This window comes from Cyanobium sp. ULC082 (assembly GCF_977927535.1).
In genome coordinates this window covers 664,172-689,885 of the sequence record NZ_OZ376397.1, presented here as the reverse complement: position 1 = coordinate 689,885, position 25,714 = coordinate 664,172, and the positions used below count along the sequence as shown (strand labels likewise).

The window sequence follows — 25,714 nt, the reverse complement described above, 5'->3', positions numbered from 1 at the left end:
GCTGAACACCGAGCCCACTCCTTAGGAGAACCTTGTATCTACGGGAAAGCGAAAGCCTGAGGAGCTCTCAACCAACGTCCAGTGGCAGAAGTGCCTGACGTAGGACTGCAGTTGCTTAATGAGGTCGGAGTTGCAGGCGCCGGTCACGGGCAGCTACGGCCCGACGGGTAACGGTGCGTGCTGATCTCCATCGTCACCATCAAGTTGTCAGAGTCCGAGCGCATGCCTCGGATGTCATCGGCCCATCTGCTTAGCTGCAAAGGTTAACGTGCAGCTTCTCAAGCATTCAGCTCTGTCGATGTTGTCGCCATCATGACGACCAGCCTCCTGCGCCACCTGGTGGGTCTGCACACCGTTCACAGTTCATAATGATAAGCTTAGCCAGCAGTGCCAAGCAGCTTCTTGTGAGCACATCTTCTTGATCGAGGAGGCATGACGTCCTTGCCTGGTCGAAGTGGATCGCTGGAGATCCATGGATGCTCTTTGAAGTGATGGCTGATTTCATCGATGAAGGCATGAACCCGGCTAGGAACGAAGCGATCCCGTCGGTGCAGCGCATGGATCGGTAATGGTTTGGGCTGGTAGGCCTCAAGAACAACCTGCAGCCGATCGGATTCGATCTCCTCGGCAACAAGCCAGACGGGACAGACCGCAATCCCCATGCCGGCCAGAGCGGCCTCCTTGATCACGGAGGAGTTGTCGGTTCGGAAGTTCCCCCCGACGCTCACCCCTAGGGGCCCCTGGAGGGGATGGTCAAAATGCCAGTCATTCAGCGTCGAGAGACGGCAGAAGATCAGGCAATTGTGGTCAAGGAGGTCGTCCGGGGTCTGAGGAACGGGCCGCGCTTCGAAATAGGCGGAGGCCGCCACGGTGACCCGTCGTGTGATGCCGATGGGATGGGCGATCAAGGATGGGTCGCTGATCTCTCCGATCCGAATCGCCACATCCACAGCCTCTTCCACCAGATCGATGAAGGCGTCGCTGAGCCTCAGATCCAATTGAATCCCTGGATGGCGCTCCATGAACGAGCGCACAAATGGCATGACCACTTGCTGGCCGAAGGCCACCGGACACGACACCCGCAAGCAGCCTTCCAGGCGGTTCCGTTGACCGACGCTGGCCGTTGCCGCTGCCAGCGCATCCAGGGCTGGTTGGCAATGGGCGAAGAATCGCTCCCCTTCTGGGGTCAGGCTCAACCGACGGGTGGAGCGGCGCAGCAGTTGCACGTCGAGGTTGCGCTCCAAGCTGGCGATCTGCTTGCTCACGGTGGGCTGGGACGTGCCCAGCTCCCTGGAGGCGGCCGAAAAGCTCCCCAGCTCCACCACCCGAACGAAGACCTGGAGCAGGGTCAGCCGATCCACGGTTCAATCATTCGCCAATGGAATTAATCCTAGTCTCATTGGCCCTCTTCTCAAATCCATGGGAATGGAACACGCTTTGGTCTGACCACTCAGCCAAGCGATCCATGGAGCTTTCGAACACCAGCGCCCTCGTCACCGGTGCCAACCGCGGCATCGGACGTGCCTTCGTCGAGGCCCTGCTCCAGGGCGGCGTGCGCCGCATCTATGCCACAGCACGCTCCCTGGAGAGCCTGCAGGAGCTTGTGGCCCTTGCCCCGGAGCGCATCCTGCCGCTTGCCCTCGATATCACTCAGATCGATCAGGTTCAGAACGTCGCCGCCATCGCTGGAGACATCTCCGTACTGATCAACAACGCTGGGGTGCTCGGCTCCGGCGGTTTGTTCACCCCCTCCAGTGTCCAGACGGCCCGCTGGGAAATGGAAACGAACTACTTCGGCACGCTGTCGATGGTGAGAAACTTCGCGCCGGTCCTGAAGGCGAACGGCGGCGGCGCGATCGTCAACATGATGTCTGTGGTTGCTGTCGCCAATGCACCGCTGTTCAGCTCCTATAGCGCCTCCAAGGCCGCCCTCCATTCGTTGACCCAGGGAATCCGTGCTGAACTGGCCGCCCAGGGCACCCTGGTGGTCGGGGTCTACCCAGGGCCCGTGGATACGGCGATGGCCGAGGGTCTGCCCGTGGAGAAGGTCGCCCCGATCGATGTGGCCAAAGCCTCCCTGGAGGCGATCCTTACCGGTCAAGAGGTGGTGCTGCCTGATCCCGTTTCGCAGCAGTCCTTCCAGGAGTTGCTGGCTCCGCTCAAAGCACTGGAGCTGCAATTCGGTGGCTGGATGCCCGGTTGAGCGCCTGGGCCTCAGGCCAGGGATTCTGCCGACACATCCAGCGGGGGACGTGAAATCCCATCAGCGGTTCCTTCAACGTTCGGGTTGCTGCGACGAAGGTTCGCGAACGGGATGCTGAGCCTGGAGCCTTTCGTGCTCAAGGACCGCGATGCGTTCCCTCAACGGCCGTTCCCGTGCCTCCAGCTCCGCCGCCGTGTAACGGGGGGTGATGAATTGCGGGCAGTTCCAGTCGAAGGCCTCCACCTTGATGCGGAAGAGGCGCTCAGGTTCACCGGCCTCTGACTCATCCAGCCACAGCCGTTGCCGCAGAGATGAATCGCCGTCGAGTGAAACGACCGCGGCCTCGCCGTCAATCTTCAGTCTCCGCCTGGCGCCGTAATCCATCAGGAACAGAGCCACTCGCGGATCGCGGCGGAGGTGTCCCGTGGTGAGCAGCTGCCGGTTGCCGCCGTAATCGGCGAAACCAAGGGTGTGGTCATCCAGCACCTTCAGAAAGCCCACCGGGCCACCGCGGTGCTGGAGGTAGGGCGCGCCCGTCTCGGTGAGGCTGGCCAGGTAGAAGCTGTCGCGAGCTTGGATGAAGGCGGTTTCCTTCGCCCCGAGCCGATCGGACTCGGGGGCCGGTGGTACCGCCTGGCTCTGCCCGTAGGCCTGGCGCTGGGCCTCCCCCACGGCGGGGGTGAGATGGCGATGCAGGTAGTGCTGGGTCATCGGTGGATGCTCCGCTCAGGCCGTAAGGCCCACCATCGGGATGTAGCCCGGCAACGCTTTGATCCGTCCGATCCAGTCACGAACGTTGGGATAGGGAGCCAGATCGATACCCCCATCCCCCGCTAAGGCCACGTAGGGGAAAACGGCGATGTCGGCGATGGTGGGGCGATCCAGCTCCAGCCAGAGTCGATCGCTCAGGTGGCGCTCCAGCTGGTCGAGGATGAAGGCGGCCTTTTCCTTGGCGCGCTCGATCGGAAGGCTGGTGACCCCGAAGAGGTGGTGCAGACGGGCGCTCTCGGGGCCCTGTCTGACCTCCCCGGCGGCCGTGGAGAGCCAGCGCACCACCCTGGCCTGCGCAAGAGGCTCACTGGGGAGCCATTGGCCGTCGCCCTGGAGGGCCGCCAGGTAGAAGAGGATCGCCTGGGCATCGGAAAGGATGGTGTCGTCCGTTTCCAGAACGGGCACCTGGCCGAAGGGGTTGAGCGCCAGAAAGGGCTTGGACTTGTGCTCGCCCTGCATCAGATCGACGCGCACCCATTCGTAGGGAGCCCCGAGAAGTTCGAGCAGCAGGCGCACCTTGTAGCTGTTGCCGGAGAGTTCGTGGCCGTGGAGACGAAGCATGGCAGTGAGGTGCGATGGGGGGCAATGGCGCAGGTGGAGCCCCGTAAAGGAAAAGGGGGCCCACCGCACAGAACGACAAGAATCAGACAGATCAGTCTGTCTCTTCATAGATAGCAGACTGTTCTGTCTACTGTCTAGGCTTCGTTCACGACAGGAGCGCCATGACCGGCAGCGCCACCGCCAACCGGGCTTCCGCCAAGCGCGAGGCCCTGCTGAGCACCGCCCAGGATCTCTTCTCGCGTCAGGGCTACAGAGCCGTGGGCATCGACACCCTGCTGGCCGAGGCCGGGGTGGCCAAAATGACGCTCTACAAGCAGTTCGGCTCAAAGGAGGAGCTGATCGCCGCCGTGCTGGAGCGCCTGGCCGGACAGATCAGCTCGGCGCTCACCGCCCGGCTGGCGAACGCCGCGGGAGGGAGCCAAGGCCGGATCCTGGCGGTGTTCGACTGGCTGGCGGACTGGGTCCGCTCCCCCGATTTCCACGGTTGTCTGTTCATCAAGGCAGCCAGCGAGTACCCCGAGGCCACCGATCGCCCCCGCCAGGCCGCGGAGACGTTCAAGGCAGGTTGCCGAGCGCTGTTGGAGGAGCAATGCAACGAACTCGGGATCGCTGATCCCTCTCGTCTGGCCCGTCAGCTGCATCTCCTGCTCGAAGGCGCACTCGTGCTGTCGTTCCTCGAGCGCGATCCCCGCGCCGCCACAGAAGCCCGGGAAGCCGCAGCGGTGTTGCTCACCGCTGCGGCTCACGGTTCCTGATCGTCCGGGACATGAGAAGTTGCGATCGCTCGGGTGCGATGCAGGGCGTCGAGATCCACCCTGCGCAGCCCGCTGGCGTCTTCTGAAACCAGATCGGCGAACACCTGGCCTTCGAGAATGTCCTCGATCCGGTAGTTGTGAAGCTGCAGCAAGGGGGATCCGGTTACCTCATCGGTTCCCTCCACCAGCACCAGAATCGCCCCGCTGGCGCGGTGGATCGCCTCCACTCCATAGCGAACCAGCGGGCTTTCCACCGTGAGCGGGTGGCTGAGCACGGCGGTGAGGTGCAGCTGTGGTGTGCTGCTGTTGAGCAAGGGCAGCGGATGGAGGCGGCGCTGCACGATTCCGGGTTCTATTTCCTCATCGAGAAACAACACCATCGCGTAGGAAACCTTCAACCAATAGGTGGGATCTGCGGTCACAAAACGGCAGCTGAGATGGCCGCCCGGCAACCAGCTCAGACACAGATTCCGGCTGAACTGAAGTGGGGCATCCACCTTGGTGAAGCGCAGAAAAAACAGTCCCGTCACCATGGCGTTGGTGAGCAACCCGGCGATCCGCTGCAACGCAGCCAGGGCCAGGGTGTAGATCGAGGTGACCCTGGCGGATTGAAAACTGGCACTGAACAGGTTCTGAAGCGAAAACACCGCGCTGGCAGGCAGGCCCATGGCCCCATCTCCATCGAGATGGCTGGCATCCAGTTGAAAGGCCAGCGCGAAAATCACCACCTCGGCGATGTAGAGGCAGGTCATGGCGAGGAAGAACACCGGCCATGGCATCCGTAAGGCCATCGAAACCGGCTGGCGCCAGAGGCTCCTCCACGGACTGCGCTGGATTCCGAGACTGAGTCGATGCCGCCGGACCATCGACCGGAGGATCGGGGGAAGCAACGGGGCGATGCTCATGGTGCTTCAGGGCCTGACCAGACCAGTGGGCACATTGCGGAAGCCCGCTTCGCGCAGCAGCTGCTGAATCGTCTGCTCCGACTTGGCATAGGAACCTTCTCCGAAGTGGCTGGCGCGGATGCGTCCCTGATGGTCGATGAAGTAAAAAGCCGGCCAGTAGGTGTTGTTGAAGGCCTTCCAGATCGTGAAGTCGTTGTCGATCACCACCGGGAAGGTCACCCCCAGTCTGCCGCTGGCCTTGCGCACATTGGCGAGGTCACGCTCGAAGGCAAACTCCGGCGAATGCACCCCGATCACCACCAGACCGTGGTTCCTGTACTTCTGAGCCCAGGCCCGCACATGGGGAAGAGTGCGCACGCAGTTGATGCAGGAATAGGTCCAGATATCAATCAGCACCACCTTGCCCCAGAGCTGATCACGGCTGAGCGGTGGAGAATGCAGCCACACCGCCCCCTTTGGGAAGGGGGGCAGTGTGCCCAGAACAGGCAGGTTGCTCGCTGCGATCACAGCCGAACCCCCTGGTGGCCTGGTTGGCCCATGCCGGAGCAGGGTTTTCTCCAGGGCGTTGGTATCCGCCAGGGCGAACCGGGCCAGGGAGGCCTGATCAAGCCCCAGGGCGATGGCCCCCACGCTGAGCAAAACGGCGCCACCAAGGCCACGGCGCCACCAGACGGCAGCAGGCACGGCCCCCTTCAAGGCCAGAGCGAGACGACCGCCGGCCAGCAGGACAAGCGCCAGGGAAGTGACGGCTCCAAGGGCGTAGGCCAGTAACAGCAGAACCGTCTGGGGGGTGGCTCCCTGCAGTGCCGCGCCGGTTAGGACCAGGCCAAGAATCGGCCCGGCGCAGGGCGCCCAGAGCAGGCCGGTCGCCACGCCCAGCAGAACCGAAGGGGCAGGCCCCGTGCCGGATCCGCCCCCCCGCTCCTGGCGAAGCGCAAGCCGGCCCCCCAGACGCACCAAGGGTTGACAGATTCGCTCGGCAAATCTTGGCGCCACCAGGGCCAGTCCGAAGCAGCCCAGAAGCACGAGTGCCGCCGTTCGGCCGAGCAGGTTGGCGCGCACAGCCCAGCTGCCACCAAGCACTGCCAGCAAAGCCACGGCGGTGAAACTGAGGGCCATCCCCGCCAGCAGGGGCAGGCCGCTGCGGAAAAATGGCTGGCCGGCGCGGCTGAAGACGAACGGCAGGACCGGAAGAATGCAGGGACTGAGAATGGTCAGCCCCCCGGCCAGGAAGGCCAGCAGCAGCAGCACCATGGCGTTGAGGTGCGAGGGAGATCAGGGGGGCGGGGATCCCGGTGCCTGGGCTGGGCAGGTTTTTGCCTGGAAATCGCAGGCGTAGATCGTGGCCTTCTGCCAGCTGAGCGGGATTTCCAGCAGATCCCTGGGGCCGCTGATCCCCTGGGCCAGGAAGATCAAGGCGGCCAGGACGTTGGCACTGATATGCAGCCGGCGCCAGCGCAGGTGCTTGTGGATCTCGGGCCGGCAGGCCACCGAGAACAGCATCAGGCCGGCGAGGCCGATACCGCCCCAGAAGTGCGATTGCCAGAAGGCGGGATCAAAGGGGTTGTCGCTGAGCCGGAACACCTCCGGCTGCAGGCCAAGACCGATCACACCTGCCCAGCAGAGCAGGGCAAAACTGGCCCGATAGGCGGCTCGCTTCACCCTCCAGAGAGCCGCCAGGGCGACCCCGGATCCGATCAGCACCAAAAGAAGCAGCGCCAGCCTGGAGGCTCCCCCCTCGAAGGAGGAGAGGGGATGCTTGGTGACGATCACCACAGCTTCGGCGAGCAGCACGATCGCCACCACCGCAGCCGCCAGCCACTTGCCCAGATCGGCGTGATCCCGGCCCACCGTGGGCGGATGCTTGGCCTGGGTGAGGCGGCGGTCCCGGGTCTGCTGCGCCAGGCGCAGCACCATTCCCAGCAAGGGGTAAACCAGCACCACCGCCAGGGCCGGGTGGAGCAGCCAGAGCCAGTCGACGGATTGCATGGCTCAGGGCTTCAGCGGGGCCCAGGCCATCGTGGCGTTGAACTTCTTGCACCAGATCAGCACCGATCCCTGCTTGCCCAGGTCGATCGAGGCAGGAATCACATAGCTCTGGGCGCCGGCGGCAGACTTCAGCGAGGCCAGAATCGTGTAGGTGCCGGCCTTAAGTGGATAGCCGGGGGCCTTGGTGCTCGCCAGGGGGGTGGCCGACGGACTGAAGATCACCTTCAGGTCGGGAGCCATGTCATTGGTCTTGAAATCACTGCTGAGCACCAGCAGCTGCTTGCCGCCTTCCTTCTTGACCATGAAGCTGCCGCTGACCGGCGCTTCGGCCTTGCGGAAGCTGTGCTTGGCGGTGGCACCAGCCGGGGCCATCATCTTGTCGTCCTTCATCATGCTCTGGGCCTGAACGGGAACTGCGGAGCCGCCGATCATGGCCAGAGCCAGGGCGCTGATCAGGGTTGTCTTGAGAGCCGTCATGACGAATGCAGACTGAGAACATTCCCTCTACCGATGAACGAACCGATCGGATTGGTGCTCAAGGATCCGGCCTGGCGGAGCGTTCTGCCCCTCGGCCTGTACGTGTTGCTCAAGGGACTTGATGCAACGGTGCTCAAAGCCCTGCAGACCTATGGAGCCGCCCACACGGTGAACGGTGAAAACCCGATCAGCTTCTGCAACGTCTTTTTCGTGGCCCAGCTGGTGATCGGACTGGCCTCCCTGATCCCGGGAAGGGCCTCCATCGGGCCTGGGATGGCCCTGTTGAACGTGGCGGATCGAAAGCTGCTGTTCATCGATGCCGGGCTGGGGCTGTTCATCGGCCCGATCGCCTACTACTTCGCCCTCGAATCCCTGTCGGTGATCAGCCAGACCCTGCTGTTTGCACTGGTTCTGCCGGTCTCAGCCCTGCTGGCCCGTCAGTTTCTTGCTGAAACCCTGCCGCGGGGTTTCTGGCTCAGTCTCAGCCTGATCGCCACTGGGCTGTTGCTGCCAGGGGCGGCGATGGCGGCGGCGGGTGGACATGGCGATCAGCTGAGCGGCTACGGCTGGGCCCTGGTGGGAGTGCTGGCCTTCAGCTCCACCGCCGTGACCGGTCGCAGCATCGCCACCCGGCACTGGCCGGCCGTGGTCACGGTGGGCATTCCCTCAACGATCTCGGCGCTGCTGTTCGGAATCATCGCTCTGGTGCTGTTCGGACCCGGCCACTTCCACCTGCTCAACCTGCGCTGGGTCGTGGGAGTGATCCTGATCTACGGCCTCACCCTCTCGCTCGGGAGCAGCCGGGCCCTGGCGCTGGCCTATCGCCACTGCAGCGTGGCGACCGTGTCGATCTGGGGTTCCCTGACGCTCGTGGTGGCGATCGCCAGCGCGGCTCTGCTGCTGGGGGAGCCCCTCGGCATGGCAACCATGGCGGGGGTGGTGATCCTGCTGGCCGGGATCCTGATCAGCCACCGTGCCAAGCGATCCGATCCGGTCCTTCGCCGGTACATCTCCTGACGGTGCCGCCGCGACGGCCTGCATGGGACTCCGACCATCGATGGCTGATTCTCCGATCCGGGCAGCGTTGGACAAGGCGCTGATGGCACACCAGCCACCCCATGACGATCTGGCCGGCCTCTATGACGCCTGCTCAGGGCCGGTGTATCGCCTGGCCCTGCGGCTTTGCTGCTCAAGCCAGGAGGCGGAAGATCTCTGTCACGACGTCTTTCTGCGCTACTGGCAACAGGACCGCTACGAACCTTCCCGCGGACCGGTGCTGGCCTATCTGTTGATGTTGACCCGCTCGATGGCAATCAACCGGATCAACCAGCGCAAGAACCGCTGGCAGCTGCTGCAACGCTGGTCACAGCAGTTGTTCCCCCGTGCTGGGCCCGGCCCCCAGGCCAGTGCGGAGGCCGAAGATCTGGCCGGCAGGGTTCGCACGGCCCTCGCGGCGATTCCGACCAATCAACGCGAGGTACTGGAGATGGCTTACTACGAAGGCCTGAGCCAGTCGGCCATCGCGGAGCGGTTGCAACAGCCCCTCGGCACCGTCAAGACCCGCTCCCGACAGGGCCTGATCCGCCTGCGGGAGCTGCTGATCGATTTCCGGAGCACCCCATGAACCCCCACCCCCACGACAGCAACCCGGAGAGCTCAAGCGACGCCCTGCTGGCTGGCCATGCCCTCGGTGACCTGGATGCAGCCGAACGGGAGCAGCTCTCGTCATTGCTGCTTCACAGGCCTGAGTTGCGCGATCGCCTCGGCGAATTCCAGACCACCCTGGAACTGCTCCCCCTGGCCTTGCCGGCGGCGACGCCACCGCTGCGCCTCCGCCACCGGCTGCTTGAGCAGCGGGATCGGCAGTCCAGCCCGGCCAGGCCCTTCGTCTGGGGGTTCACAGCCCTGCTGGGCGTCGCCGTGATCGGCCTTGGCCTCGTGCAGCAGCAGACCAGCCGGCAACTGGCCCAGCTTCAGAACCAACTCAGCAGCCAGGCTCAGGGTGAGATCCGCTCAGCCTGGCCAAGCAGCGCCACCGCGCCGAGGCGCCTGCCGCTGGAAACCACCACCGCCGGCCTCCCGACGAACGGGGAGGTGATGGTGACGGGCAACCCGACCCACAACGTGCTGATGTTGAACAATCTGCCGCCAGCCCCACCCCGACACTTCTATCGGCTCTGGGCCAGGGTTGATGGCGAGCTGATGGGCTGCGTCTCCTTCGTGCCCACGGAGCAGGGCCATGTGGCGATGTTGATCCCACCGATGCCCACCAGCCTGGCCACCAGCGTGAGCGTGAGCCTGGAAACCGATCCGATCGGCCGTTCGCCCACCGGGCCGATGCTGCTCAGCAGCAGCCTCTGAAGCGAGCCTGGCTCAGGCCAGCGCGCCCGTGGTTCGGTCACCCCTCCTCCGGGGCCCTTGATCAGCTCCACAGCCTTTCACTAAGGTCAGCAAGACAAGATTCATCCTTCATTTGCCATGACGGTGCTGGAACAAGGCCAGATTCAGATCCACACCGAAAACATTTTTCCGATCATCAAGAAGGCCGTGTATTCCGGCCATGAGGTGTTTCTGCGGGAGCTGGTCAGCAACGGTGTCGATGCGATCAGCAAGCGCCGCATGGCCGCGATGGCGGGTGATTGCAGCGAGGGTGAGGAAGGCAGGATTCAGATCCGTATCAACAGGGAAGCAAAAACGCTCACCATCAGCGACAACGGCATCGGCATGACGGCCGATGAAGTGAAGCGCTACATCAACCAGGTGGCCTTCTCCAGCGCCGAAGAGTTTCTGGAGAAATACAAGCGCGAAGACGATGCCATCATCGGCCACTTCGGCCTTGGCTTCTACTCCAGCTTCATGGTGGCAGCCAAGGTTGAGCTGGTAAGTCTCAGTGCCCGCGCCGGCTCCGAGGCCGTGCGCTGGAGCTGCGACGGCTCCCCCAACTTCAGCCTCGAATCGGGCGAGAGCGCCGAGCCCGGCACCGATGTGATCCTGCACCTGCAGGAGGAGGAACTGGAATATATCGAGCCCTCCCGCATCCGCTCGCTGATCACCACCTACTGCGACTTCCTGCCGGTGGACGTGCAGCTGGAAGGCGAAACGGTGAACAAACGCCAGGCACCCTGGCGCCAGAGTGCCCGCGATCTCACCGACAACGACTACATCGAGCTCTACCGCTATCTCTACCCGTTCCAGGGTGATCCGCTGCTCTGGGTGCACCTCAACACCGACTACCCCTACACCCTGCAGGGCATCCTCTACTTCCCAAAACTCACCGGCCGGGGCGATTGGGAGAAGGGTGAGATCCGCCTCTATTGCAATCAGGTGTTTGTTTCTGATTCGATCAAGGAGGTGGTGCCCCGCTACCTGCTGCCCCTGCGTGGCGTGATCGACTCGCCCGACATCCCCCTCAACGTGAGCCGCTCCGCCCTCCAGACCGACCGCCGCGTGCGCTCGATCGGTGGCTTTGTGGCCAAGAAGGTGGGAGACCGGCTCAAGCAGCTCCAGAAAGACGACCCCCAGCGGTATGCCGAGATCTGGGAGGGCATCGCCCCCTTCATCAAGATCGGCGCCATGGAAGATGACAAGTTCGCCGAGCAGGTGGCCGATCTGGTGCTGTTCGGCACCACAGCCGCAGCCGCCGAGCCCGAGCCGATCGCCGTTGAGGGGAAAACCTTCACCACCCTCTCCGCCTACCGAAATCGCCTGGCGGCCGAAAACGACAAGCGCATTCTTTATTGCACCGATGAGGCTGGTCAGGCTGGTGCTCTCTCGCTCTGGCGGGGCCAGGGCGCTGAGGTGCTGCTGGCCGATTCGCTGATCGATGCCCAGTTCATTCCCTGGCTGGAAGCGCGCCACGAGGAGCTCACCTTCCGCCGCGTTGATGCCGAACTCGACGACAGCCTCCAGGAGAAGGAGAGCGAGCTGATCGATGCTCAGGGGAAGGACAGCTCCGAGCAGTTGCGAAGCCTGTTCAAAGCAGCCCTCGCCAACGACAAGGTGACCATCCAGGTGCAGGCCCTCAAAGGGGATGTCGCGCCGGCCGCCCTGATCCTGCTGCCGGAGCAGATGCGACGCATCAACGACATGGGCGCGCTGATGGAGCAACGGCTTCCTGGCCTGCCCGATCACCACGTGCTGCTGATCAACCGCCGCCATCCCCTGGTGGAGGGCCTGCTGAAGCTCTCCGCCGGCTCTGTGATCACGGGGGCCGGCAGCTCCCCCAGTCAGCAGCTGGCCGACGACCTCGGTCGTCACATCTACGAGCTGGCCCGCCTCTCGGTGGGGGGCCTGGAGCCCAATGAGCTGGCCGGCTTCCAGCAACGCAGCTCCGACCTGATGGGACGGCTGATGGCGCGGGGGCTTTGAGGCCCCGCCTCCTGTTTGCTAAGTTCGTTACCTCGGGCTCAGCCCGTTTGTCATTTTCAACGGCTGAACGTCATGTCCCGGGTCTGCCAACTCACCGGTAAGCGTGCCAACAACGGCATGGCCGTCAGCCATTCCCACGTGCGCACCAAAAAGCTCCAGCAGGTGAACCTGCAGGAGCGGCGCCTGTGGTGGGCCGAAGGCAACCGCTGGCTGAAGCTGCGTGTGGCCACCAGCACCCTTCGCACCATCCAGAAGAAAGGTCTTGGCGCCTACGCCCGCGAACTGGGCATCAACCTCGCCAAGATCTGATCAGGCCGTTTCTGTAGCCGTGAATCGTCGTTCGCTGCTGACAGGTGCCACGGTTCTCGTGGCTGCTTCCATATGGCGACCTTCTGAGGCCCTGGCCATCGGAGGGGTTTTGCCAGAGCTGGAGCAACCGGCCCCGGATTTTCTTCTGCCTGCCTTCACAGCCGGTGCAGACGCCCCGAAAGAGCTTGCGCTCGCCGACTTCCGGGGCCGCTGGCTGGCTCTTTACTTCTACCCCAAGGATTTCACCGGCGGCTGCACGATCGAGGCACGCGGTTTCCAGAACGACCTGGCCCGCTTTCATGCCCTCAACGCTGACGTGGTCGGGATCAGCGCCGATGATCTCAGCGACCATGCCTCCTTCTGCGACAGTGAAGGCCTGAGCTATCCACTCCTTTCCGACCCCGCCGGGACGGTGAGCCAGCGCTACGGCTCCTGGCTGCCGCCCTATTCCCAGCGCCACAGCTTTCTGATCGATCCCGATGGAATCCTGCGGGCCCGATGGGTGGCAGTGCGCCCCAACGGCCACAGCCAGGAGCTGCTGAGAGAGCTCAAGCGTCGGCAAAGCCTCCAGCAGCCGTCCCAGAGCAGCTGAGCGGGGGTCGGCAGACCGCCAGGGCCCTTCAGGGAACCATCAACAGACCTCGACATTTCGTTGACTCCTGCCCCTGGCACCCTTCAGGGTGTCAGCAGTTTCTGGTTTGTTTTTTGTGCCCACCAGCATCGCGCTGATCACCAGCATCGTCGTTCCGTTTCTGTTCAAGCTCGTCGGGGCTGTCGCCCTCTGGATTGCGGGTGGCTGGCTGATCTCCCTGGCCGTGCGTCTGCTGCGCAGCTCCCTGCGCCACAGCAGCCTCGATGCCACGGTGGTTTCCTATCTGCTCAACATCCTCGCGGCGGTGTTGCGGGTGATCCTGGTGGTGGCGATCCTCGGTTTCTTCGGGATCGAAACGGCCAGCTTCGCCGCACTCCTGGCCGGTGCCGGTGTGGCGATCGGCGCGGCCTGGAGCGGCATGCTCGGCAACTTCGCCGCAGGCGTCTTCCTGCAGGTGTTCAGGCCGTTCAGTGTGGGGGACTTCATCACGGCCGCAGGGGTGACCGGCACCGTGGAGGAGATCGGCATGTTTGTGAGCTCCGTTCTCGCCCCGGACAACGTCCGCAACATCATTCCGAACGGAAAGCTCTTCAGCGAAACGATTCAGAATTACTCCGTTCACCCCTTTCGTCGGGTCGAACTTGTCGCCCAGCTCGACAACAGCGCTGATGTGGGGCGGGCCGTGGCACTGCTGAAGGAGGGCCTCCAGCGGATTCCGAATCAATACGAGGGCATGACCGGCGATGTGGAAGTGCTCGAATTCACCGAACGGGGCCCGAAACTTGCCGTGCGGCCCTACACCCACACCGACCACTACTGGCAGGTTTATTTCGACACGAACCGCATGATCGTCGATGTGCTCGGCAGCAACGGCTTCCCGGTGCCCCGCATTCCCGTTGCCATGGCCGATGTTTCCAGCAACTGAACAGTTGGCCACTCACAACCGCTAAGGCGAATCGAAGAATCCCAGGCTGGCCAGCCACCAGGCGATCGCTCCGAGTGGGATCAGCACGCTGAGCAGGATCTGTAGCTTGACGCGATTCATCGGTTTGCAGGCAGCACCGTCGGTGCGTTGTGGTCAGCTGAGGTGGGTCTGCAGCAAGGCACGGTGCACCTGGGTCTGCTGACGGATCTTCTCGATCCTTCCAGCCTGAGGCGGACGATCGACGGCATCGTGCCAGCCTGCCGCCAGATCGGCCGCATCAGGCCACTGGCGTTCGATCCCATCCAGATCTGTGCAGGGGCAGCCGATCGATTGCGCGGCAACACGCACCTTGGGGTCGTAGCTCAGGGCCGCACAGGGAGCCCCGGAGAGGGCCGCCAGGATCAATCCATGCAGGCGCATCGCCACCACCAGCCCTGCCCTGGCAAAGCAGGCCATCGCCTGCTCAGGGCGCTCAACCGGCCATTCCTGGCTGCGGGCGACCAGCGATGGCGGCAGCAGCCCCTGTTGGATCAGCTCAGCAAGCAGTCCATGGTCCTGCTCGCGATGGAACGGCAGCCAGAGCACGGGGCGATCGAGGCGAGCGGCCAGCCCATCGATGGCGGCCAGCAGCAATCTCCAACCGGCCGGCTTCAAAAGGGAACTGGAGCGCCAGCACAGCACGATCGCCCCTCCAGACCCCTGCCAGGCCATTGGCGGTAGTGACCAGACCGGATCGCTTCCGACCGGTGCCTCGGTGCCCCAACCTGCCGCCAGTGCAGCCGACTGTGGATCCCGCCAACTGATCGCTCGCGCTACGGGCAATAGACGCGAGACGAGCCAGCGGCTGGAGCGGCGCTGCAACGGGCCCAGACCCTGTCCCCAGAGCAGCACTGGCTTGCCCTGCAGACCTGCGCTCACGATCAGGGCGGCGTAGTACAGCAGGCTTCGGAAGCTGGTGGCGTCCTGCAGCAGGCTGCCTCCGCCGAGCACCAGGGCATCGCAGCCGGCCAGGGCCTGCAACACCGTCTTGAGCCGGCGCCGCGGACAGGTGCTGACACCGAAGCGCTGCTCCACTTCGGCCTGGTCATGAGCCGTGACGAGGGGATCGACACCCTCGGGCAACTGCAGCAGCAGCGCCTCGAGCAGGGCGTCATCGCCAAGGTTGTGCTCGCCGTAGTAGCCGCAGAGCAGCACTTTCCTCGCCAACACCGGCTGGACAGCCAAAACGCCTGGATCTGCTGTGGCGAAGCATCGCACCTTTCAACCTGCTGCCGGCTGGTGGCTGTTGTCACGATCACCCGGGCATGAAAGCTCTGGCGAGGCAGATCAGAAGATCTTGAGCTGATTCAGGTTGCCGCTGAAACCGGTGATCTCCAGGATGGAATCGCTGGTGGCGGAGAAACCGGCAATGCCATCGTTGATGGCGAGGAAAGTGCGGGTCCCGAAGGTGAACGTGGCGGCACCACCGACTGAGGTGGTGGTGAGCGCAGGGAAGCTGGCCGGGGTGAGCACCGCACCGATGGCGGCAGCGCTTAGGTCCGATACGGCGCCGAATGCGGTGGGGTTCAGTGCCGTGGCCAGGTTGCGGGCCACGGGCGCATCGATGCTGTCGAGACCGGTGGCGAAATCGGTGATCCGATCGATGGGGGTGGTGGCGCTGGCTGGAAGCAGGGCATCGCTGAGGGAGGAAAGCCTGAAGGTGTCGGCACCTGCGAGGCCGGTGATGCGATCGACGGTGGATGCGAACAGGAGGGTGTCACTCACGGCCGTGCCGGAAACGACATTGGCGGTACGGAAGCCATAGCTGCTGGTGCCGGCGTAGGGGTTGCCGGCCCGATCAAGCAAGGCACCGGCAGGGATGGACAGGACGTACTGGGTGTTGGGCGCCAGGTTGCTGCTGGGGTCGATTCTGAGGCCGGCACCACTGTTGCTGAGCCGGCTGCTGCTGGCCGCATCGAAGCTTTCGATGATCGGCCCGGTGGCTGAGCCGGAACGCAGCTGGATCAGGCCGCTGCCAAGGTGAATCGGCTCCGACCATCTGAGGGTGATGTTGGCGGCAGGATCCACACCGATGGCCCCGTCCAGTGGCAAGGAAGATTTAAGTGATGGGGCGGTGGTGTCAAGGATGAACGTGCTTGTCGAAGTAGCAACACCGAGGACGCCGGCTCCATTCGAGACCCGTGCGGTGAGCGCATAGCCGCCATAAGGGCTGACCGGCAGCGTGGGCGCGTAGGTCCAGGTTTTGGCGGCGTTATCAACCGTGGCGCTGCCAAGCAAGGTGTTTCCCCTGAAGATGAGAAGGCTTTCGCCAGCGGCTAGGGGAGCCGAGACCGTGCCGCTGATCGTTGGTGTGGTGTCGTCGGTGAAGCCACCAGGCGCCACAGGGCCCTGGATCGCACCCACGTTGTCACCAACACTGGTGATCACTGCGGTGGTCAGTGGCGTGGTGGTGGTCAGCGTGAAGCTGCGGGCCGCTGATGCGGGCCCGCGATTGCCTGCAGGATCGACGACGTGTGCCTTGATCGAATACGTGGCACCTGGCGTGGCAGGAAGGGTCGGAATGAACGACCAGGTTTTCCAGTAGTTGTTAACGACGGCACTGCCAAGGAGGGTGGCGCCATTGAACAGTTGGAGTGTTGCGCCAGCGGCCAGGGGAGCTGAGAGCATTCCGCTGATGGTTGGCGTGGTGTCATCAGTGAAGCCTCCAGGTGCGACCTGACCTCGAATCCGGCCGACGTTGTCGGTGACCGTGCTGATCACTGCGGTGCTGTCAAGTCTGAAGGTGCGGGCTGCTGAGGTGACACCTAGATTGCCCGCTGCATCTGCCACGCGGGCAGTGAGAGAATAACTTGTACTAGCTGTGGAAGACAGGGTGGGTGTGTAGGCCCAGGTCTTGGCGGTGTTGTCGACCGTGGCGAAGCCAAGGAGAGCGGCCCCATTGAAAAGGCGCAGGGTTTCACCCGCCGCCAGGGGGGATGAGAGGGTGCCTGTGATGGTGGGCGTGAGGTCATCGGTGCTGCCAGCAGCAGCAACTGTGCCCTGGATCAATCCGGCGTCGTCGCTGACATCGGTGATGGCTGCTGTTTTCGTCGGTGCAATGGTGTCGAGTGTGAAGGTGCGCGGTGCGTAGCCAACACCGAGATCGCCGGAGGCATTCGAGACCCGTGCGGTCAGCGAATAGTTTTCATCAGGACTGGCCGGCAGGGTGGGTGTGTAACTCCAGTACGTCGAGGTGTTGTCGACCGTGGCAATGCCAAGGAAAGCGGGCCCATTGAAGATATGCACAGTTTCACCCTCCGCCAGGGGCGCTGAGAGGGTGCCGGAAATGGTTGGAGTTCTGTCATCGTTAGCAGCACCATTGGCCACCTGCCCTTGAAAGGCGCCGAAGTTGTCGCTGACTGATGTGATTATTGCGCTGGAGGTTGGCAAGAGCAGCCGATCATCAGTAAACGGATTGGCAAACCCCACCACACCGAATGAGAGCTGGGCAGCCACACCATTGCTATTGCCTCCCTCGGTGCTGCTTCCCCAGGTGACGACGGAACCATTGGCCTTGAGTGCCGCGAAGGCGCCACTGGTTGAGAAGATCTGGGTGACACCAGAGGAAAGCTGGGCAGCCACACCACTGCTGTCGCCTCCGTCGGAGGCGTCTCCCCAGGTGACGACGGAACCATTGGCCTTGAGTGCCGCGAAGGCGCCGCTGGTTGAGAAGATCTGGGTGACACCAGAGGAGAGCTGGGCGGTCACCGCACTACTGTCGCCTCCGTCGGATGCGTCTCCCCAGGTGACAACGGAGCCATCGGCCTTGAGTGCCGCGAAGGCGCCACTGGTTGAGAAGATCTGGGTGACACCAGAAGAAAGCTGGGCGGCCACCGCACTACTGTCGCCACCGTTGCTACCCCAAGTGACGACGGAGCCATCGGCCTTGAGTGCCGCAAAGGCGACGCTGTTTGAATATATTTTAGTGACACCAGAGGAGAGCTGGGCGGCCACCGCACTGCTGTCGCCACCGCCGCTACCCCAACCACCGCTGCTACCCCAAGTGACGACGGAGCCATCGGCCTTGAGTGCCGCGAAGGCAAACCCGGTGGCAAAGATCTGAGTAACCCCGGAGGAGAGCTGAGGAGCCACCGCAATGCTGTTGCCGACGAAACCTCCCCAGGTGACAACAGAGCCATCAGCCTTGAGTGCCGCGAAGGCATAGGAGCTGGAGATGATCTGAGCGACACCAGAGGAGAGCTGGGCGGCCACCGCACTGCTGTCGCCGCCGCCGCCACCCCAACCCCAAGTGACGACGGAACCATCAGCCTTGAGTGCCGCGAAGGCATATTGGCTGGAGAAGACCTGGGTGACACCCGAGGAGAGCTTTGCCGCTACGCCACTGCTGTCGCCACTGGAGGGGAATCCCTTTACGACGAATCCCCAGGTGAGGACGGAGCCATCGGCCTTGAGAGCCGCAAAGGCATTTTCAGTGGAGGAAATCTGGGCGACACCAGAGGAGAGCTGTGAAGCCACCCCACTGCTGTTGCCTCCATTGCGGGACTTTCCCCAGGTGACGACGGAGCCATCGGCCTTGAGTGCCGCAAAGGCGCTGGCGGTTGAGAAAATCTGGGTAACACCTGAGGAGAGATGGGTGGCAACTGCAAGGCTGTCGCCGCCGTAGAGGGGGTTTCCCCATGTGACGACGGAACCATCGACCTTGAGCGCCGCAAAGGCATAGAGATTGCGATTTTCCTGGTTTGTCCGCCCCGGTGAGGCGATGGGTATGGGCGTCACCGCCACGCCAAGCCGATAGGGCCAGCTGCCAATCTGCGCAGATTGAAACGGCGCTGCCATCGCGCCAGCCCCATCCCCCAGTCGCCAGCTGACCTCAGGCGCTCCGCCCACCAATGACGTGGCACTGTCCAACACATCAGCCCCGGTGAGTTCCGCCAGCAGGGTCACAAACTCCCTGTCTGCCCCGGTGTCACAGCACCACAGGGCGATCCGCTCCACGCCCCAGTGGCCCAATATTTCGGCGTTGGCGCTCAGGGCCCGCCGATCAATCCAGCGGCCACCGATCCAGAAACCACCAGGAGCCCCGTGGGCCACCAGATGCAGGGTCTGCACGCCAGGATGCTGCTGCAATACATCCCCAATCGCCTGGAGGGGCTCGGGTTCAGCTCCCAGGGCCTCCACCGGATGAAGCCCGGCCGGCAACAAGGTGGCAATCGCCGGGCAGAGACCATCAGCAACGATCAGCTCGGCCTGACGTGAGGAAACGTTGATCGTCATTGCCCAGCTCTCGTGCTTCCACCTCATTGCTAGCGCTGCTGGGCCAGGGGGAACGCAGTGATCTGGACGTGGGATCCGTACATTACGGATCACCCAGGGCACCGCCAGCCATGCACGCCCTCTCACTGCCCACCTGGTGGATCCACATCGCTTCGGTGATTGAGTGGAGCCTGGCGATCGTGGCAGTGGTGCACTGGGGGGAGCGGCGCCGGGAGAGGGAATGGCGCTGGATCGCCCTGGCGATGCTGCCTGCCCTGATCAGCGCGATGGCGGCCTGCACCTGGCATCTGTTCGACAACCCCGACCAGCTCAAGGGGCTGGTGGTGCTGCAGGCGTTCACCACCCTGATCGGCAACGGCGCCCTGGCCGCCGCCGCCTGGAATCTGCTGCCGGCAGAGGGGGAGAAAGGAGCATGAGCGGGATCATCGCCAGCACCGGTGGTTGGCTGCTGGAGCCTCTGGCCACCCTGGACCCCGGTCCGTTGTTCGTGCTTTCGCTGCTGCCCTACCTGGCCTTTCTGCGCTGGGCCGGCCGCAGCGGGCGGATGCCCAAGCTCGCCCTGCGGGGGTTCCAGTTCACCTTGGTGTTCGTCGCCGTCACGATCGTGGCGGCGGTGATCGCCCAGCAGCAGTTCGGCCGACAACTCGCCGATGTGGATGGCCTCCATGGTGGCGCCGAAGCGTTCCTCACCATCGGCAACCTGATGATCCTGCTCGGTTTCCGTCAGCCCCCAGGCCACGGCGCCGACACTCCCGACCAGCCGGATCCCTGAGCCGATGAGCCTCTTTCTGCGCTCGCTGTTGAGCCATCTCCTGCTCAGCGTGGCCGTGGCGGCGATGGGCTTGCCTGCCCAGGCCGAATCCCTGCCGGTGCTGCGGGTGGGGGTGACCGATGGATCCCAGCCCTGCAGCTTTCGGGAGGGGGGCATCTGGCGTGGCCTGGCGGTGGATCTGTGGAGCCGGATCGCCACCGAGGAAGCCCTGCCCTATGTGATCAAGGCCCAGCCCGACACCAGGGCCCTGCTTCAGGCCGTGCAGAGCGGAGAGATCGACCTTGCCGTCGGCTGCCTGAACGTTTCGCCGGAGCGGTTGCAGCGGGTTCGCTTCACGCTCCCCTTCCAGGAAGGTGGTCAGGCGGTGCTGGTGCAGCGCAGCCGGATCGACGTGGGCCGCGCCATCCTGCTCTCCCTGTTCAGCCCCGATCTGCTTCGCCTGCTTGGCGGCTTCCTGGCGGCAACAGCTGTGGTGAGCATCGCCCTCTGGCGAATCGAAGGCCTTGGCCGCCAGCCCAGCACCGAACGCGACGGGCAACGGCGTTCGTTCGCCAGGCTGTTCCAGATCCTGGCGACCGGGCCTGGCACCAACACCGTCGCCCAGACCACCCGCGGCCACAGCCTGGTGCTGGTGAGTTACCTGATCCGCATTGTCTCGGCATCGCTGCTGGTCAGCTTCGTGACCCTCAATGTGGTGCGGCAGCCCCAGTTCGGCGGCAAGGAGGCGATCCGCTCCATTGACGATCTCGCCGGCCTGCGGGTGGCGGCCAGACGAGGCAGCGTCAGCGAGGAACTGCTCAAGAAGCTCAACCGGGCAGGCGCCAGCCCACCGGTGCGAATCCTCCCCCTCCAGACGATCCAGCAGGGGGGGCGCCTGCTGCTCAACGATCAGGCCGACGCGATGCTGGCCGACGAACTCCAGCTGGAGTACCTCAGCGGGCAGTTGGCGGGTGCCCGCCTCGATCGGGTGCTGCGCGGCATCAGAACCGAATCCCAGGCGTTCGCCCTGGCGCCAGGGCTGCCGGAGGGGATCGTTGAGCGGATCGATCTGCGCATCAGCGAACTCAAGCGCAATGGTGTGGTGGCGGAGCTGCGTCGCAACGCGCTCGTCGCCCGATGAGCAAGCCGGCCCTCCGGTGAACAAGTCTTAAGGAGTGGTGATGGCAGGGATGTTCCCCCGGAAGATGGGTCGTTGGTTACTGATCCATGATGATCGCTCCGCTTCTGGCTCTGGCCCCCGCCACGATCGCCTGGTCACCGAAGGTGGCCCTGGTGATGATCGTCTGCAACGTGATTGCCATCGCGATCGGTAAGGCCACTATCAAATACCCATCCGAGGGTGCCGCCATGCCCAATCCTTCCTTCTTCGGGGGCTTCGGCATCGGCGCGGTGCTGGGCACCACCAGCCTTGGTCACATTTTCGGCATCGGTGCCATCCAGGGCCTCGCCTCCCGCGGCGTGCTCTGAATCTCCGCAACCTGTTGGACTGGACCGGGGCACGCGCCTCGGTCCATTTTTATGGGCGGTTGCTCTGTGGGTCGAATCCCACCAGGCGCCGATCAGACGACCAGCGGCTGGCGCTGGAGGCCAAGGGCAAAACGCTGACGGATGCGGTCTGCCATCTGACCAGGGGTGAGAGCCAGGGAGAGCTTGCTCTGGGCAGGGCTGGCGTGATCCACCAGTTGATCGGGAATGCCGATCCGCAGCACCGGAACAAGAACATCGTGGTCATTGAGGGCTTCGACAACAGCAGAGCCGAAGCCGCCCGGCAGGGCACCCTCTTCCATCGTCACCACCCGACCGATGCGACGGGCCAGGGGCACGATCAGTGACTCATCAAGTGGCCGCAGGAAGCGGGCGTTCACCACCGCCGCCCTGACACCCTCTTCCTGCAGCAGGCCGGCGGTGGCCATCGCCGGAGACACCATGGCCCCATAGGCCACGATCAACACGTCATCGCCGTCGGCGAGCTGCTCTCCCCGGCCGATCTCAAGAGGTTCCCAGCCTTCCTCGGCCAGGGGCACGCCTTCGCCTTCGCCACGGGGGAAACGAATCGCACAAGGTCCGCTGTGGCCGATCGAGGTGACCAGCATCCTCTGGAGCTCGGCCTCGTCCTTGGGAGCCATCACCGTGAAATTGGGAATGGCCCTGAGGTAGCTGATGTCGTACTGGCCCTGGTGGGTGGGGCCATCGGCACCGACGATGCCGGCCCGGTCAAGCACGAAGGTGACGGCAAGATTCTGGATGCCCACATCGTGAATGAGCTGATCGAAGGCACGCTGCAGAAACGTGCTGTAGATCGCCACCACAGGCTTGAGCCCAGCCGTGGCCATGCCCGCCGCCATCGTGACGGCGTGCTGCTCAGCGATGCCCACATCGAAATACTGGTGCGGCAGGGCCTTTTCGAGCAGATCCAGGCCGGTGCCGGTGGCCATGGCCGCCGTGATCCCGACCACGGTGGGATCGTGCTCACAGAGCTTCACCAGGGTCTGGCCGAACACCTTGCTGTAACTGGGTGGTTTCGGCTTGCTGGAGGGGAAGGCCTTGCCGGTCTTGAGGTCAAAGGCCGACTGGGCGTGGTAACCCACCTGATCCGCTTCGGCATAGGGATAACCCTTGCCCTTTGTGGTGGCCACATGCACGAGCACAGGGCCCTCACAGCGATGGGCCGCCTGGAAGGTGCGCACCATGTCGGCGATGTCATGGCCGTCCACCGGACCCATGTACGTGAAGCCCAGCTCCTCGAACACCGCACCCACCTTGGGCACCGAGAGACGCTTCATGCTCTCCTTGAGGGTTTTGAGTTCCGCCGGAAGCTCACCGTGCAGGAATGGCAGATGCTTGACGGCCTCTTCGGCACTGCCGGAGAGGAACTGGAGGGGGGGGCTCAACCGCATGCGGTTGAGGTAGGTGGACAGGGCCCCCACAGGGGGTGAGATCGACATGTCGTTGTCGTTCAACACCACCAGCAAGCGGGTTTTCGGCAGGTGGCCGGCGTGATTGATCGCCTCCAGGGCCATTCCACCGGTGAGGGCACCGTCGCCGATCACCGCCACGCAGCGGAAGTCTTCACCGCGGCGGTCGCGGGCCAGAGCCATGCCGAGGGCCGCCGAAATGCTGGTGGAGGCATGGCCGGCGCCGAAATGGTCGAAGCGGCTCTCGCTGCGCTTCAGGTAACCAGCCACCCCGCCCTGCTGACGAAGCGTATGGAACTGGCTGTAGCGGCCGGTGATCAGCTTGTGGGGGTAGGCCTGATGGCCGACGTCCCAGACAACCCGGTCGGTGTCGAGGTCGAGGGTCTGATAGAGAGCCAGGGTGAGCTCCACCACCCCCAGACCCGGACCCAGGTGACCGCCACTGGTGGAAACCACCTCCAGATGCTTTTCACGGATCTCGCGGGCGACGACCTCGAGTTCGCCGATGCTCAAGCCATGCAATTGGTTGGGATGGCTCAGCTCACTGAGGTGCATGCCCCGCCCCGTTCTTTGATGATCAATCTACGGCTTCCATCGAAAGGTGCGGGCCCGGCCAAGACTGAGCCGCTGCACCTGTTGCCACACTGATCCGATGGACGATTATCTGCAGCGCATCCTGCGGGCCAGGGTCTACGACGTGGCGATCGAGTCGCCGCTTGAACTCGCCCCCAACCTCTCGCAGCGTCTGGGCAACTCTGTGTTGCTCAAACGGGAGGATCTGCAGTCGGTGTTCTCGTTCAAGCTGCGGGGGGCCTACAACCGCATGGTGCAGCTCTCGCCCGCCGAACTGGCCCGGGGCGTGATCGCTGCCAGTGCCGGCAACCATGCCCAGGGCGTTGCCCTGGCCGCCGGCAAGCTCGGCTGCCGGGCGGTGATCGTGATGCCACTCACCACCCCGGAGATGAAGGTGCGGGCCGTGGCGGCCCGCGGCGCCGAGGTGGTGCTGCACGGTGACACCTATGACGAGGCCCACGACGAGGCCCGCCGCCTTGAAGCCAGCGGCGGCATGACCTTCATCCACCCCTTCGACGATCCGGACGTGATCGCCGGCCAGGGCACGATCGGTCTGGAGATCCTGCGCCAGGCCTCGCCGCCGCCTGACGTGATCTATGTGGCCGTCGGTGGTGGCGGTCTGATCGCCGGCATCGCCGCCTACGTCAAGAATGTCTGGCCCGAGGTGGAGATCATCGGGGTGGAGCCGGTGGACGCTGACGCGATGACCCGCTCCCTGGCTGCGGGGGAGCGGGTCAGCCTGCCGGAAGTGGGATTGTTCGCCGATGGCGTGGCCGTCCGCCAGGTGGGGGTGCACACGTTCGCCCTGGCCCAGCGCTATGTCGATGCCATGGTGACCGTGGGCACCGATGAGATCTGCGCGGCGATCAAGGACGTTTTCGAGGACACCCGTTCGATCCTGGAGCCGGCCGGTGCCCTCGCGGTGGCCGGAATGAAAGTCGACGTGCAGCGGCGCAGCCTGAAGGGGCGCACCCTGGTGGCGGTGGCCTGCGGCGCCAACATGAACTTCGCCCGTCTGCGGTTCGTGGCTGAACGGGCCGAACTGGGCGAGGAGCGCGAAGCGATGCTCGCCGTGGAGATTCCCGAGCGCACCGGCAGCCTGCGCCGGCTCTGCGAGCAGCTGGGCCAGCGCAGCCTCACCGAGTTCAGCTACCGGATGGCCGACCCCAACGTGGCCCATATCTTTTTAGGGGTGCAGATCAGTGGTCGCGACGACACGGAAAGCCTGATCGAGCAGCTCAGGGCCGCGGGTTTTCCCTGCCTCGACCTCAGCGGCAACGAACTGGCCAAGCTCCACCTGCGCCACATGGTGGGGGGCCGGCTGCCCCTTGGCGCAGCACCGCAGCAGACCGGCAGCGGCCTGGAGTTGCTCTATCGCTTCGAGTTTCCAGAACGACCCGGCGCCTTGATGACCTTCCTGACCGCCCTGCATCCCAACTGGACGATCAGCATCTTCCACTACCGCAACCAGGGTGGTGACGTGGGGCGGATCGTGGTCGGGGTGCAGGTCGCGGCCGAGGATCGCCAGGCCTGGCAGGACTTTCTCGACGGCCTGGGCTATCGCCACTGGGATGAATCCGCCAACCCCGCCTACCGGCTGTTCCTCGGGGCGGCCCACAGCCCACTGCCCGCTCTGGCCTGAGCCGGAACGGCTGCGGTACCTTGCCGGGAAGCCATGGGGTCACCGGCCATGTCGAGCCATGCTCCTGCTCCCGCCTCGCCTGAGCCGCCCTCCTGGCCCGATCGAACCGGCGCTGGAACGTCGGGCGGCAGCGTTTCCCTGGCGGCGCGGCTGGAGGCGATCCTCTATCTCAAGGGTCGGCCGCTGGATCTGGGCGAACTGACCGAGATCGCCGCCCGCGATCAACCAGGGCAGGTTGGCCGAGAAGACGTGGAACTGGCTCTGATCACCCTGATGGCCGACTACGCGCACCGCGACACGGCCCTGGAAATTCGTCAGGACGGTCTGCGCTACAGCCTGCAGCTGCGTGAGAGCCTCGGCGATCTCGTGCAGAACCTGCTGCCGGTTGAACTTTCCACCGCCACCCTGCGCACCCTGGCCACCATCGCCCTGAAGAAACGCCTGCTTCAGTCGGAGCTCGTTGAGCTGCGCGGCTCCGGGGCCTATGACCACATCAAGGAATTGCTGGCCCAGAACTTCATCGAACGTCGCCGCCAGAGTGAGGGACGCTCCTACTGGATCAGCCTGAGCGAAAAGTTCCATCGCACCTTTGCCGTCAAGGCGGAGCTGGCGGAGCGGGCCCTGGCTGGTGGCAAAGGGAGCCAGGCTGCATAGAGTCGGGAATCGATTCAGATTTCCGGCAG

The 25,714-nt window shown here is 64.2% G+C and carries 25 protein-coding genes; 15 read left to right on the top strand and 10 right to left on the bottom strand.

The features are described from left to right. Positions 1 to 377 precede the first annotated feature (377 nt). Complete coding sequence (locus ACXMDY_RS03730; protein WP_259703214.1) at positions 378 to 1,361, bottom strand: LysR family transcriptional regulator; 984 nt, start codon at positions 1,359 to 1,361, stop codon at positions 378 to 380. Positions 1,362 to 1,465: 104 nt separating this feature from the next. Here ACXMDY_RS03730 and ACXMDY_RS03725 point away from each other — a divergent pair, with 104 nt between their 5' ends. After that, entirely contained in the window at positions 1,466 to 2,203 is a 738-nt protein-coding gene (locus ACXMDY_RS03725) for an SDR family oxidoreductase (protein WP_259703213.1), read from the top strand. A 72-nt stretch (positions 2,204 to 2,275) separates the two neighbouring features. Here the strand turns inward: ACXMDY_RS03725 and ACXMDY_RS03720 are convergent, their stop codons facing one another. Next, positions 2,276 to 2,914 (bottom strand): pyridoxamine 5'-phosphate oxidase family protein, encoded by a 639-nt coding sequence (locus ACXMDY_RS03720; protein ID WP_259703212.1) that lies wholly within the window; start codon positions 2,912 to 2,914, stop codon positions 2,276 to 2,278. A 15-nt stretch (positions 2,915 to 2,929) separates the two neighbouring features. Further along, a complete protein-coding gene (locus ACXMDY_RS03715) occupies positions 2,930 to 3,535 on the bottom strand; it encodes a glutathione S-transferase family protein (RefSeq protein WP_259703211.1) in 606 nt (201 codons plus the stop codon). A gap of 161 nt (positions 3,536 to 3,696) precedes the next feature. Here ACXMDY_RS03715 and ACXMDY_RS03710 point away from each other — a divergent pair, with 161 nt between their 5' ends. Then, positions 3,697 to 4,290 (top strand): TetR/AcrR family transcriptional regulator, encoded by a 594-nt coding sequence (locus tag ACXMDY_RS03710; RefSeq protein ID WP_259703210.1) that lies wholly within the window; start codon positions 3,697 to 3,699, stop codon positions 4,288 to 4,290. Here the strand turns inward: ACXMDY_RS03710 and ACXMDY_RS03705 are convergent. The 4 genes from ACXMDY_RS03705 to ACXMDY_RS03690 all read right to left on the bottom strand — a co-directional run bounded on the left by ACXMDY_RS03705 (position 4,278) and on the right by ACXMDY_RS03690 (position 7,661). Further along, a complete protein-coding gene (locus tag ACXMDY_RS03705) occupies positions 4,278 to 5,081 on the bottom strand; it encodes a hypothetical protein (protein WP_259703209.1) in 804 nt (267 codons plus the stop codon). The two genes, ACXMDY_RS03710 and ACXMDY_RS03705, sit on opposite strands and share 13 nt — an antisense overlap. A 120-nt stretch (positions 5,082 to 5,201) precedes the next feature. Continuing rightward, positions 5,202 to 6,449, bottom strand: coding sequence for a cytochrome c biogenesis protein DipZ (locus tag ACXMDY_RS03700; protein ID WP_259703208.1), 1,248 nt, complete (start codon positions 6,447 to 6,449; stop codon positions 5,202 to 5,204). 21 nt (positions 6,450 to 6,470) lie between these two features. Next, positions 6,471 to 7,184, bottom strand: coding sequence for a DUF4079 domain-containing protein (locus ACXMDY_RS03695; protein ID WP_259703207.1), 714 nt, complete (start codon positions 7,182 to 7,184; stop codon positions 6,471 to 6,473). A 3-nt stretch (positions 7,185 to 7,187) separates the two neighbouring features. Beyond that, positions 7,188 to 7,661: a DM13 domain-containing protein gene (locus ACXMDY_RS03690; RefSeq protein WP_259728267.1), complete on the bottom strand. Its 474-nt coding sequence runs from the start codon at positions 7,659 to 7,661 to the stop codon at positions 7,188 to 7,190. Positions 7,662 to 7,694: 33 nt separating this feature from the next. On the opposite strand from ACXMDY_RS03690, the gene ACXMDY_RS03685 reads away from it, so the two are divergent. The 7 genes from ACXMDY_RS03685 to ACXMDY_RS03655 all read left to right on the top strand — a co-directional run bounded on the left by ACXMDY_RS03685 (position 7,695) and on the right by ACXMDY_RS03655 (position 13,855). Then, complete coding sequence (locus ACXMDY_RS03685) at positions 7,695 to 8,678, top strand: DMT family transporter (RefSeq protein ID WP_259703205.1); 984 nt, start codon at positions 7,695 to 7,697, stop codon at positions 8,676 to 8,678. A gap of 40 nt (positions 8,679 to 8,718) precedes the next feature. Continuing rightward, positions 8,719 to 9,285 carry a sigma-70 family RNA polymerase sigma factor gene (locus tag ACXMDY_RS03680; protein WP_259703204.1) on the top strand — a complete coding sequence of 189 codons (567 nt, stop codon included), beginning with the start codon at positions 8,719 to 8,721 and terminating at the stop codon, positions 9,283 to 9,285. Then, positions 9,282 to 10,022 (top strand): anti-sigma factor, encoded by a 741-nt coding sequence (locus ACXMDY_RS03675; protein ID WP_259703203.1) that lies wholly within the window; start codon positions 9,282 to 9,284, stop codon positions 10,020 to 10,022. The genes ACXMDY_RS03680 and ACXMDY_RS03675 overlap by 4 nt, the downstream gene beginning before the upstream one ends. A gap of 117 nt (positions 10,023 to 10,139) precedes the next feature. Then, positions 10,140 to 12,029 (top strand): molecular chaperone HtpG, encoded by a 1,890-nt coding sequence (gene htpG, locus ACXMDY_RS03670; RefSeq protein ID WP_259703202.1) that lies wholly within the window; start codon positions 10,140 to 10,142, stop codon positions 12,027 to 12,029. A 72-nt stretch (positions 12,030 to 12,101) separates the two neighbouring features. Beyond that, positions 12,102 to 12,338: a 50S ribosomal protein L28 gene (gene rpmB, locus ACXMDY_RS03665; RefSeq protein ID WP_259703201.1), complete on the top strand. Its 237-nt coding sequence runs from the start codon at positions 12,102 to 12,104 to the stop codon at positions 12,336 to 12,338. Between the two features lie 19 nt (positions 12,339 to 12,357). Next, on the top strand, positions 12,358 to 12,930 hold the full coding sequence (locus ACXMDY_RS03660; protein WP_259703200.1) for a peroxiredoxin: 573 nt from the start codon (positions 12,358 to 12,360) through the stop codon (positions 12,928 to 12,930). Between the two features lie 115 nt (positions 12,931 to 13,045). Further along, positions 13,046 to 13,855, top strand: a complete 810-nt coding sequence (locus ACXMDY_RS03655; RefSeq protein ID WP_259703199.1) for a mechanosensitive ion channel family protein — start codon at positions 13,046 to 13,048, stop codon at positions 13,853 to 13,855. A 153-nt stretch (positions 13,856 to 14,008) separates the two neighbouring features. On the opposite strand, the gene csaB is transcribed toward ACXMDY_RS03655, so the two are convergent. After that, on the bottom strand, positions 14,009 to 15,064 hold the full coding sequence (gene csaB / locus ACXMDY_RS03650) for a polysaccharide pyruvyl transferase CsaB (RefSeq protein ID WP_311133958.1): 1,056 nt from the start codon (positions 15,062 to 15,064) through the stop codon (positions 14,009 to 14,011). A 117-nt stretch (positions 15,065 to 15,181) separates the two neighbouring features. Beyond that, positions 15,182 to 19,129 (bottom strand): Ig-like domain-containing protein, encoded by a 3,948-nt coding sequence (locus ACXMDY_RS03645; protein WP_457767374.1) that lies wholly within the window; start codon positions 19,127 to 19,129, stop codon positions 15,182 to 15,184. 110 nt (positions 19,130 to 19,239) lie between these two features. On the opposite strand from ACXMDY_RS03645, the gene ACXMDY_RS03640 reads away from it, so the two are divergent. The 4 genes from ACXMDY_RS03640 to psaK all read left to right on the top strand — a co-directional run bounded on the left by ACXMDY_RS03640 (position 19,240) and on the right by psaK (position 21,368). Then, positions 19,240 to 19,545 (top strand): DUF2499 domain-containing protein, encoded by a 306-nt coding sequence (locus ACXMDY_RS03640; RefSeq protein WP_259703197.1) that lies wholly within the window; start codon positions 19,240 to 19,242, stop codon positions 19,543 to 19,545. Then, positions 19,542 to 19,901: a DUF3593 domain-containing protein gene (locus ACXMDY_RS03635; RefSeq protein ID WP_259703196.1), complete on the top strand. Its 360-nt coding sequence runs from the start codon at positions 19,542 to 19,544 to the stop codon at positions 19,899 to 19,901. The genes ACXMDY_RS03640 and ACXMDY_RS03635 overlap by 4 nt, the downstream gene beginning before the upstream one ends. 4 nt (positions 19,902 to 19,905) lie before the next feature. Further along, positions 19,906 to 21,021, top strand: coding sequence for a substrate-binding periplasmic protein (locus ACXMDY_RS03630; RefSeq protein ID WP_259703195.1), 1,116 nt, complete (start codon positions 19,906 to 19,908; stop codon positions 21,019 to 21,021). An 89-nt stretch (positions 21,022 to 21,110) separates the two neighbouring features. Further along, complete coding sequence (gene psaK / locus ACXMDY_RS03625; protein ID WP_259703316.1) at positions 21,111 to 21,368, top strand: photosystem I reaction center subunit PsaK; 258 nt, start codon at positions 21,111 to 21,113, stop codon at positions 21,366 to 21,368. Between the two features lie 92 nt (positions 21,369 to 21,460). Here the strand turns inward: psaK and dxs are convergent, their stop codons facing one another. Beyond that, positions 21,461 to 23,371 (bottom strand): 1-deoxy-D-xylulose-5-phosphate synthase, encoded by a 1,911-nt coding sequence (dxs, locus tag ACXMDY_RS03620; protein WP_259703194.1) that lies wholly within the window; start codon positions 23,369 to 23,371, stop codon positions 21,461 to 21,463. A gap of 97 nt (positions 23,372 to 23,468) precedes the next feature. Between dxs and ilvA the strand changes: the two genes are divergently transcribed. Both ilvA and scpB read left to right on the top strand, forming a co-directional pair. Beyond that, positions 23,469 to 25,031: a threonine ammonia-lyase, biosynthetic gene (ilvA, locus tag ACXMDY_RS03615; protein ID WP_259703193.1), complete on the top strand. Its 1,563-nt coding sequence runs from the start codon at positions 23,469 to 23,471 to the stop codon at positions 25,029 to 25,031. 48 nt (positions 25,032 to 25,079) lie between these two features. Continuing rightward, positions 25,080 to 25,685, top strand: a complete 606-nt coding sequence (gene scpB, locus ACXMDY_RS03610; RefSeq protein WP_259703192.1) for an SMC-Scp complex subunit ScpB — start codon at positions 25,080 to 25,082, stop codon at positions 25,683 to 25,685. The last annotated feature ends 29 nt before the right edge of the window (positions 25,686 to 25,714 follow it).